The organism is Clostridium sp. YIM B02551, assembly GCF_022324735.1.
Classification (GTDB): domain Bacteria; phylum Bacillota; class Clostridia; order Clostridiales; family Clostridiaceae; genus Clostridium_T; species Clostridium_T paridis.
Genome location: NZ_JAKGTF010000007.1, coordinates 216,902 through 227,254 on the forward strand (window position 1 = coordinate 216,902; position 10,353 = coordinate 227,254).

The 10,353-nt window shown below is 29.4% G+C and carries 10 protein-coding genes and 1 rRNA gene; 8 read left to right on the forward strand and 3 right to left on the reverse strand.

Going from position 1 to position 10,353, the window contains the following annotated elements:
* The first annotated feature begins 34 nt into the window (after positions 1–34).
* The 3 genes from L1S47_RS10470 to L1S47_RS10480 all read left to right on the forward strand — a co-directional run bounded on the left by L1S47_RS10470 (position 35) and on the right by L1S47_RS10480 (position 2,326).
* The gene (locus L1S47_RS10470) at positions 35–784 is read left to right on the forward strand and encodes a DUF421 domain-containing protein (protein ID WP_238883518.1); all 750 of its coding nucleotides are present in this window, start codon (positions 35–37) and stop codon (positions 782–784) included.
* Between the two features lie 78 nt (positions 785–862).
* Positions 863–1,504 (forward strand): glycosyltransferase, encoded by a 642-nt coding sequence (locus L1S47_RS10475; protein ID WP_238883519.1) that lies wholly within the window; start codon positions 863–865, stop codon positions 1,502–1,504.
* A 177-nt stretch (positions 1,505–1,681) separates the two neighbouring features.
* The gene (locus tag L1S47_RS10480) at positions 1,682–2,326 is read left to right on the forward strand and encodes a pentapeptide repeat-containing protein (protein ID WP_202769252.1); all 645 of its coding nucleotides are present in this window, start codon (positions 1,682–1,684) and stop codon (positions 2,324–2,326) included.
* Between the two features lie 54 nt (positions 2,327–2,380).
* Here the strand turns inward: L1S47_RS10480 and L1S47_RS10485 are convergent, their stop codons facing one another.
* A complete protein-coding gene (locus L1S47_RS10485) occupies positions 2,381–3,073 on the reverse strand; it encodes a 5'-methylthioadenosine/adenosylhomocysteine nucleosidase (protein ID WP_238883520.1) in 693 nt (230 codons plus the stop codon).
* A 339-nt stretch (positions 3,074–3,412) separates the two neighbouring features.
* Here L1S47_RS10485 and L1S47_RS10490 point away from each other — a divergent pair, with 339 nt between their 5' ends.
* A complete protein-coding gene (locus L1S47_RS10490) occupies positions 3,413–4,168 on the forward strand; it encodes a ThiF family adenylyltransferase (RefSeq protein ID WP_202769254.1) in 756 nt (251 codons plus the stop codon).
* A gap of 38 nt (positions 4,169–4,206) precedes the next feature.
* Here L1S47_RS10490 and L1S47_RS10495 read toward each other — a convergent pair whose 3' ends face one another.
* Complete coding sequence (locus L1S47_RS10495) at positions 4,207–4,866, reverse strand: DUF4230 domain-containing protein (RefSeq protein ID WP_238883521.1); 660 nt, start codon at positions 4,864–4,866, stop codon at positions 4,207–4,209.
* A 149-nt stretch (positions 4,867–5,015) separates the two neighbouring features.
* Entirely contained in the window at positions 5,016–6,218 is a 1,203-nt protein-coding gene (locus L1S47_RS10500) for an SAM-dependent methyltransferase (RefSeq protein ID WP_238883522.1), read from the reverse strand.
* A gap of 380 nt (positions 6,219–6,598) precedes the next feature.
* Between L1S47_RS10500 and L1S47_RS10505 the strand changes: the two genes are divergently transcribed.
* The 4 genes from L1S47_RS10505 to L1S47_RS10520 all read left to right on the forward strand — a co-directional run.
* Positions 6,599–7,768 (forward strand): sugar MFS transporter, encoded by a 1,170-nt coding sequence (locus L1S47_RS10505; protein WP_238883523.1) that lies wholly within the window; start codon positions 6,599–6,601, stop codon positions 7,766–7,768.
* Between the two features lie 12 nt (positions 7,769–7,780).
* Complete coding sequence (locus L1S47_RS10510) at positions 7,781–8,734, forward strand: GNAT family N-acetyltransferase (RefSeq protein ID WP_238883524.1); 954 nt, start codon at positions 7,781–7,783, stop codon at positions 8,732–8,734.
* A gap of 59 nt (positions 8,735–8,793) precedes the next feature.
* Positions 8,794–9,453, forward strand: coding sequence for a deoxynucleoside kinase (locus tag L1S47_RS10515; RefSeq protein WP_238883525.1), 660 nt, complete (start codon positions 8,794–8,796; stop codon positions 9,451–9,453).
* Between the two features lie 651 nt (positions 9,454–10,104).
* A 16S ribosomal RNA gene (locus L1S47_RS10520) occupies positions 10,105–10,353 on the forward strand; the annotation flags it as partial.

Sequence of the window (10,353 nt, forward strand, 5' to 3'; positions counted from 1 at the left end):
TTCCTGTTAAGGGGAATTTATATGTGTAGTGATTATGATTAGTGAGAGTGTGATTCTTATGGATGTTAAAGAATTATTATCTGATGCGGACATTATTATACGAAGTATTGTATCTATAGTAATGTTATTTATTTTTACTAGACTTATGGGTAAAAAACAAATTTCACAACTATCATTTTTTGATTATATTGCAGGAATATCTATAGGATCTATTGCTGGAGAATTTACAATTAATGAAGATATTAGTTATATTCATGGGCTCATAGGAATTGTTGTATATTCAGTTATACCCATAGCAATAGGATACATATCATTAAAAGGAATAAAGCTCAGAAAAATACTAGGTGATTCGCCAACGATTCTTATACAAGATGGCAAATTTATTGAGAAGAATCTTAAAAAGAGCAAGTTTACAATAAATGATGTATTAGAGGAGTGTAGATTAAAAGGGGCATTTAATATATCTGCAGTTGAGTATGCAATACTTGAAACAAGTGGGCAAGTTAGTGTCCTACTTAAACCTCATGAGCAGATGGTAACACGAAAAGATTTGAATATTCAGGCATCCTATGAAGGGATAGTAGCAGATATAATTATTGACGGTAAAATAATTGAGGATCATTTAAAACTTATGAATAGAGATAAAGACTGGCTATTAAAAGAATTAGAAAAAAAGTCTATTAAATCACCTGGAGAAGTATTTTTAGCAACTATGGATTCGAAGGGTGAAGTATATATAGATTTAAAGAATAAAGACCCTAAAGTTTTGGATGTTATAGAGTAATACATATTTTGCTTAGAAGTTATGAAAACTATTTTTGAGGAATAAAAGGTAGTCTTAAAAATAAGGAGGATAAACATAATGAAAAAATTTTTCTCGAAGATTCTATTAGTATTATTTTTGATTCAGGTAATAGCTCCATTAAAAGTATATGGAGTAGATAAGAAAATAGAAAATTCTTATAGTGAAAAGGGATGCATAACCCAAGAAGTTCAAAGAAAGCTATGGGAAGAACATGTTCAGTGGACTAGAAGCTATATAGTTAGTGCATTGGCAAATTTAGATGATAAGGAAATAGTATTACAAAGGTTACTTAAGAATCAGGATGATATAGGGAATTCTATAAAATCCTATTATGGGGAGAAGGCAGGAAATACTTTATCAGAGCTTTTAAAAGAACATATTAGTTTAGCAGGGCAGGTATTAGAAGCTGCTAAGAACGGAAAAAAAGATGATTTAGAAAAATATAATAAACTATGGTACGAAAATGCTGATAAAATTTCAAGTTTTATGAGCAAAGCTAATCCAAACTGGGATGAAAATTTTATAAAAGACATGTTATATAAACATTTGGGGTTTGTCACAGATCAAGTTTTAGCTAGATTAAATAAGGACTGGAACTTAGATATAATTTCTTATGATAAAGGGCAGAATCATATGTTGATGTTTGCAGATATTATTTCGAAAGGCATAATAAAGCAATTTCCTGATAAATTCAAATAAATTACAGAGTTTTAAGTTCAACTAATAATTTAAGTTTCCTATAAAACCCTATATAAGGCTTATTAAAGATTTAATAGGCCATTTTTTATGCAAAAACTAATATATTTTATGTTAGAAAGTTTACTTTATATAGTGTATTATTAAGTTGAAATAAATTAAGAGGGGAATGGAGATTATATGGGTGAACTTAAGAAAATATTAAAGCCTAAATTAGAAGCTGAACTAAATAGAAATGATGATATTGAAAGTTTAATAATAAATGAAAATTATATTTCAGACACTATAATTGAAAATATTAATTTGGATTATATAAATGAAGAAAAAGTTGAGATAAATGGTTGTAAGTTTGTAAATGTAATATTTAATGAGTGTTCTTTGAGGAATGTAGATCTATTAGATGTAGTATTTGAAAATTGTGATTTATCTAATGTAGATTTTTCGGATGGAAGCATTCACAGAGTAGAATTTAAAGATTGTAAGCTTATAGGCACTAATTTTAGCGGCGGAAATCTTCAAAATATATTATTTCAAGAGTCTTTAGGACGGTATTCAAATTTTGGATATTCTAAAATGAAGGATATAAACTTTAAAGAATGTAATATGCAAGGAGCAATATTTTTAGAATGTAATTTTAATAGCGTTGCATTTAAAGAGTGTAATTTAGCAAGTTCTGAGTTTACCAATACTCTCCTTAAAAAAGTTGATTTTAGAGATAGTGATATTTCAGAAATTGCTTTAACTGGAAGAGAACTAAAGGATGCTATAGTATCACCAATTCAAGCAGTTGAGTTAGCAAGACTTTTAGGCGTTATAATTAAATAAGATATAGTATAAAAGCCAAAGAAAATAACATATCCTTTGGCTTTTAATTATTAATTACATTTTCTTTAGCATTTTTTCTAAAATAGTTGTAGAATTTCTTACTCCTATTGGTGTGAACTTTTCAAAATCCATATGAGCACCATTATTAGCATTATCAGAGATTGAACGAATTACTACAAATGGTATGTTATTTAAGTAACATGTATGAGCAATACTTCCACCTTCCATTTCGCAAGCAAAAGCTTCAAACTCACTTGATAACCATTGAATTTTATCAATGCTAGCTACGAATTGATCACCTGTTACTATTCTACCTTTAAAACTTTTTATGTCAGATGTCTCATTGCAAGCATCTTCTGCTAAAGAAACAAGTTCTTCATCACATTTAAAATCAAAAGTATCTAATCTTGGTATTTGGCCATGAGGATCTCCAAATGCAGTAGTATCCATATCATGTTCTACAAGGTTGTTGGCGATAACTACATCTCCAGGATAAATATCTTTTCCAATTCCTCCTGCTACACCTACATTAATAACTTTATCAACTTTATATTCACTTGCTAATATCTGAGCACATACAGCAGCATTAACTTTACCAACTCCACAAACTACAGCTATTACTTCTTTTCCCCATAGATTTCCTTTGTGGAATGTCATCTTAGCTTTATACTCTTTTGAAGTAACATCCATATCTTCTAAAAGCAGTGCTAATTCTTCTGACATTGCAGCTATTATTCCAATTATCATATTGAATCCTCCTAAAATATTAATTCCTTAAAACATTATACATTAACACATAACTAGAATGCATCAAAAATGTTTTATTATGTTAATTAACTTTTTCCCATAGAAACTTATAGGATTTTAAGTTCAACCAATAATTTATTTATGTAAGAATAAATTAAGTTTCCTACAAAAAACTATATTCTAAAATTGAAAATAAAACCCTATTGTTTTATTCAAGGATATAATCTAAAATGATATAAGAATATTTATATTTAACGAAGAGATAAAAATTATTACATATTAAATAAGACGAAATGATTAATAATTTTAAAATGCTTTATACAAAGGAGAGAATGTAATATGTTACAGCATTCATTATCTAGAACAGAGCTTTTAATAGGAAAAGATGGTTTAGATAAATTAAAAAATTCAAAAGTTGTGGTTTTTGGTATAGGTGGAGTTGGAAGCTTTACTGTAGAGGCACTTGCAAGATCTGGAGTAGGGACTTTAGTTCTAATCGATGATGATACAATTTGTTTAACTAATTTAAATAGACAGGTACATGCAACTTATAGCACAATAAGTAAGTCAAAGGTTGAAGTTATGAAGGAAAGGGTATTATCAATAAATAGACAATGTAATGTTATTACCCATGAAACCTTTGTAACTCCAGAAAATCTTTCTGATTTTATTTCAGAAGATACGGATTATGTAGTTGACGCTATAGATACTGTATCGGCTAAAATTGCTTTAGCAGTTTATTGCGAAAATAATAATATAAGAATAATGAGTTCAATGGGGACAGGAAACAAGCTTGACCCAACCCAATTCAAGGTAACAGATATATACAAAACAAAAATATGTCCTTTAGCTAAGGTTATGAGATATGAGTTAAGAAAAAGAGGGGTAAAATCTCTTAAGGTTGTATATTCTGAAGAAATACCTATGAAACCTAAAGATGAGGATGTTGTAACTTGCAAAACAGGTTGTGTATGTACAGGGGGAACTAAAAAATGTACTATTAGACGTCAAATACCTGGAAGCATAAGCTTTGTTCCACCAGTTGCAGGAATGATTATAGCGTCTCAAGTGGTTAGAGATTTAACTGGACTTTAAAATAATCGAATTTTAAAAAGAGCCTTAAGGCTCTTTTTTTATTGATAATTTATAACAATTTCTGTTTTGCTATTAGGAAGTAATGGAGATAAAATATTTTTTACAGCTTCTTGAGATTTACTTTCTGCCATTGAATATAAATCATCTTGAAGCATTTTTTCTTTCATCTTATCTTTAACCTCCTTGCAAATGGTCGAATTTTCTTCAGGAGAAAGCTTAATCTCACCAAATCTAAGTAAACCATTTGTTGTGGTTTCATAAAGTGTTTTATCTTCGTATAGTGCAATGTCTTCAATTTGAGGTTTGGGTAATGTAATATTAATGATATTTGATGAATTATTTATTACAATATTATTTTTGTCTATAGAAGCAAAATCTATAGAATAGCTTCCTTTGCCATAAAAAACCATACCTTTTACCTTTTTAAAAACTTCCCAGTCTCCCCAACTATCATCTATTAAAATGCGTTCTTCTAGATCCGTTTCTAATGGAATAATTTTTTGAGTTTCATGTATTTTGTCAACAATACTCTCTTGAGAAATAAACTTGGTAGTATTTGATGAATCTAAGGGTTTTAATTGTTTTGACTGTTGATTTTGCGGTTTTATAAATATTCTATAAGAGGCGTAAAAACCTAAAGAAACAAACAAAATAGCAAGTATAGACATAGAAAACACTTTTCTTTTTAACTTCCTCATAATTCTTCAATACCCCCAATATTAAATGAAGTTTAGACATATTAATGATGTCCTATAATAAACTTCATTTAAAGAGTTACTATAAATTTTGTTTCCTCCGCTGAGAACAGCATTCCACAAAAAAGTAACTCTAGGGTAAATGAAATTTATTAATTAGATAACCAGCCCTCATTTATAAATTGATATAGAGCTGGATAAACATTTAATGCACCCATTAAGCTTATGTATTCATCCATAAGCTCATATCTTTCATCGGAGGTTTTTATTGCTCTAATCATTAGGTTTTTTGGAGTTTCTAATGGTGAAATATATTCAACTACAGAAACATTATAACCTTTAGCTTCAAGAAGCATACTTCTCATACCATCTGTAAGCACATCTGCCATTCTAGCTTTTAGAATGCCGTGTTTTATGATCCCATTAAAAGGCTCATAACTATATTGTGAAAGCATTTCTCTGTGGCAGCAAGGAACTGCAATAATACAATCAGCATCTACTTTAATACCTAAAGCTAAAGCCATATCTGTAGCTGTATCACATGCGTGAAGAGAAATAACTACATGTATTTTTCTTTTGGGAACATAATTTTTTATATCTATTGCATGGAATTCCATGTTTCTATATCCTAAGTTAGATGCCATTTTTTTAGAGGAATTAATTACACCTTCAGATATATCTAAACCAATAAAATGACATTTTCTTTTCTTAACTTCAGTTAAGTAATAATTTAGTACAAAAGTAAGATAAGATTTACCACAACCACAATCTAAGATAGTTATGGCTTCATTTCTTGGAATGGAATCAAGGGCTCCCTCTAGTAATTCTACATAACGGTCTATTTGATTATATTTTCTAATTTTATTATTTATGACTTTTCCTTCTTTGCTCATTATTCCAATTTCTTTTAAAAGAGCATCTGCTTTTCCAACTTTTATATAGTAATCTCTGTTTAGAAGAGTTGAAGTTTCATTTAGGTGAGGTGTTGAGGTGTTATTTTTAGCAGTAACTAATTCATCCTCTTCCTTAACTTCTTTGTTCTGCATTTTAACATTCTTATTATCAGCTGTTATTAATATATCAGTTCCTCGTTCTTTATATAATATTGAAACTTCATCGTATCTTTCACTATCAGAACAAATTCTTTCAAATAGAGAATTTATAGGATAGACTTTTGTTTCTCCATTAAAATTATATGATAAATTGCCATCTAAGTAATCGCCTACTCCTTTAAAGGTTTTAAGGCCTGCTTTGTAAGAAACATAAATTCCTTTAAAGATAGAGGCATTATCACTAAATCTACTTTCTAGTCCTATTAAAAATAGTTTTATTTTGCCTATGTTTTGCTTATTCATAAAATCACTAACCTTTCTAAAGAGTTTTAATTATGAATTTTATCTTAAAACTCTAAAACATCTACCAATAATATTAGAATTAACCTTACATAATATCAATAGATATTTTTATTCTTTAGGATTTTATAATATTTTAAGGTTTTCGATAACACTATAAGTTTGAATTAGAATCTAAGAATTTACTAGACTCCCCTAAAGAATAAAAAAATTGAATTAGTCGCCTGCCAAGTTTTCCTCACATGCGTTTGGAAAGGCAGATGCGAGAAAAAAATCGACGGCTCATAATCGCCTTGACAATTTTTTTATAAATGACATTTCACAATATAATTTATGATATAATTAGTTTCTGAATTAATAAATTCGTTTTAGGAGATGAGACATTGGATAAGGGGAAAAATAATTGGACAGCTTTGGTTTTTATGTTTATTCTAATGATTTTAGCTGCGTTTGTTGAAAATACAAAAGGAATCTTTATACCAACATTTAAAGAACAATTTTCTGTTGGAGATACCCAAATAGGAAATATGCTTATAATAACATCAGGAGCATATATGGTTTTAACTTTTTTAGGTGGTGCACTCTGTCAAAAATTTGGACAAAAAAATGTTTTTATTATAGGAATTATCTTATTAATTATTTCTTTAATTACGTTATCTAAAGCACAAAGTTTTATTATCCTTCTATTTGGAATGGGATTAAGTAGCGCAGGACTAGCCTTGATTAGTATAGCAAGTAATACTATTCTTCCTATTATAGTAATAACAGCACAAACAATAATAATGAATTTAATGCATTTTTTCTATGGATTTGGATCAACTTTAGGACAAAGTCTATTTGGATTTCTGTTATCTAAAGGGATTCAGTGGAGAAGTATATTTCTGTATATAGCTATAACATACGGAATTATCTTAATTGCTTTTGTTTTTGTTAAGATTCCAAAACCAAAGATAGCACATGGCGAAGATAAGTTAAGTTTTAAAGATGTTATAACTAATAAACTTATTCTTGCTTATATGTTGGCGTTGGGATTCTACGTATTTGCAGAACAAGGAACGGGCAACTGGTTCGTAAATTATTTAATAAAAGCAAAAGGATTTACACAAGAAAATGCAGCACTTTATCTATCTCTATTTTTTGGAACACTAACAATAGGAAGATTACTAGGTGGTTTTGTAGTACATAAGTTAGGATACTTTAAAGTATTGATTACTTCTTTAACTATTGGGGTTATATTATATGTTTTGGGATTAATAATTGGAGGAAAAGGAATATTGATAGTTTCTTTCGCAGGTATGTTCTTTGCAATTACTTTTCCAACCATTGTTCTTACTGTTAGCAAAGTTTTTACACAAAGAACTGCATACATCACAGGATTAGTAGTTACAGCATCTAATTTTATGGCTATGATATTTAACTGGATAACAGGATATATAAATGATAAAATAAATCCAGATAATGCTATTTTTATTATACCTATATGTGGAGCTTTATCTGTAATAAGCATGTTATATATAAATAAGAATACTAAAAGTATATTAAAACACCCCTAGGAGATGATCTTTATGGTAAGCAAGGCTAAAATAACTATTGAAGCTTTAAGAAAAGGTAGCAATGAATATTTAATTAAGGATCCTTTAGAACTAAATATAGGAAAGATTATAATTCTTAATGCTGATAGTGAAAATAAGGTTTGTTACCTAAGGTTTAAGTTTTATAAAAATGAAAAAAGAGCTTTATTAAAGAATGCTTTAGATGAATTACTTCAAAAAATATTTGAAGTTGAGAGGTTTTATAAATTAAATCTTTTAGTTAGTGAAGACACTCCATTAGGACCATTTTTAAATGTAGGGCTTGAACTGCAAGGAATACTAGAGGATAATCTGATAATAAATGGAGGGCATAGAGGTGAACTATTATTCGGAATTAATTTCTTTGAATATAGGATTAAGGGGAGGAAAGCACCTTTAGTTTCACTGGTTGGGGAAAACATTGAGGTAAGAAGTTTAACTCCAGAAAATGCTCAAGATATGCTTGACTATTTTATTAGAAATGAAAGATATCTGCAAGCCTTTGAACCGAAGCGTGATTCTAGTTTTTATAGTTATGAAACACAATATAATATTTTAGTTGAAGGATATAGGCAACTATTAGATGGAACGGGTGTAGATTTAGGAATATTCAAAAACAATAAGTTGATTGGAAAGATAAGAGTTTCTAATATAGTATACGGGGTATTTAAAAGCGCTATTATAGGATATTCTATGGATGAAAGAGAACAAGGAAATGGTTATATGAAAGAAGCTGTAAGGCTTGTTATAGAGTATTCTTTTGAAGACTTAGGATTGCATAGAATTGAAGCTTCAGCTATGGTTGATAATATTAAATCACAGAGAGTTTTATTAGGATGTGGATTTAAGGAACTTGGAATAAACGAAAAATATCTATATATTAATGGAGAATGGAAAGATCATAAAACTTTTTATATAATAAATAATTCTACTGAAGAGTACTATTAGTAGAAATTAATATTAGGAATAATTAGTTGACATAATTAAAATCCTATAAGGAGGAAGCTATGAAGCTTTACGAAAAATTGCTTAGCAATATAGATAGGAATGATAATTGGAATATGATTGTTATTGATGGAGTAGTAGGAGTAGGAAAAAGTACATTAATGATGCTTCTAGAAGATGAAGGATATGTACTATTTAAGGAACCAGTTTTGGAGAATCCTATATTAGAGAAGTTTTACTATGATAGAAAGAGATATGCTTTTGCATTACAGGTATATTTTTTAAATAATAGATTTAAGTTTATAAAAGAAGCAGGGAAAATAGAAAACGCAATAATGGATAGAAGTATTTATGGAGATGCAATATTCCCTAAACTACTTAAGGAAGTAGGGGATATGAGTATAGAAGAATTCGATATATATTGTAACCTATTAGGAAATCTCTTAGAACATGTGAAACCTCCTAAGCTTATGATTTATTTGCAAATATCTGTGGATGAGGCTATAAACAGGATAAGAAGCAGAGGAAGAAGTTATGAGCAAGTGGTGGAACGAGAATATTGGGAAACTTTAAATCGTGAGTACGAAGAGTATTTTAGCTCCTATACTATATCACCCTTACTTAAAATAAATGTAGATAAACTAGATTTTGAGAATATTCAGGAAGATAGACGATATATTATTGGTCTAATAAAAGATAAATTAAAAGATATTGAAGCTTAACATTCTAGCATGAGTGTTAAGCTTTTTTACTCTTTAGGAATTTATAATATTTTTAGGTTATGGATAAAATTATAAGTATCAATTATAATCTAAGGATTCATTTTAGGGTTTTAAGTTCAATTAAAGAATAAAAGATAGAATTAGTCGCCTGCCAGATTTTCCGCATATGCGTTTGAAAAGGCAGATCCAAGAAAAAAATCGACTGCGCATAATGGCTTTAACGATTTTTTTGCTTGAATATATCTAAAACATATGAGATTAGAAGCCTAAAATGGATAATATTACTTAATATATAATACAAACATATCCTAGCGTATCAATAGGAATATTTAAAAGAAATAATGAGAAAAATGAAGGATATAGAATATATATCATAGATACAGGGTAAAATAGAAAAAAGGGTGGTTATTTTAGATGTTAAGATAAAACTCGTTCCAGTTGGAACAACAACATTCAACAAAAAATGAGCAAAAAAATAATGTTCAAAAAAATGTTGACAGCTCGAAAGTGGTATGATAAGATAGAACTTGTCGCTGCGAGAGAGCAGAGATAAAACAAACAAAATGGTCTTTGAAAATTAAACAGAGGAAATGAAGTAAGATTTAGAAATAAACTTAAGTCAACGTAATCTTTTGAGTTAGATTAAGCTTTCAAATTGAGAGTTTGATCCTGGCTCAGGACGAACGCTGGCGGCGTGCTTAACACATGCAAGTCGAGCGAGAAAAGTTCTTCGGAACTTTTCTAGCGGCGGACGGGTGAGTAACACGTGGGCAACCTGCCTGATAGAGGGGGATAGCCTCCCGAAAGGGAGATTAATACCGCATAACATCATTTTAAGGCATCTTAGAATGATCAAAGGAGTAATCCGCTATCAGATGGGCCCGCGTCCCATTAGCTAGT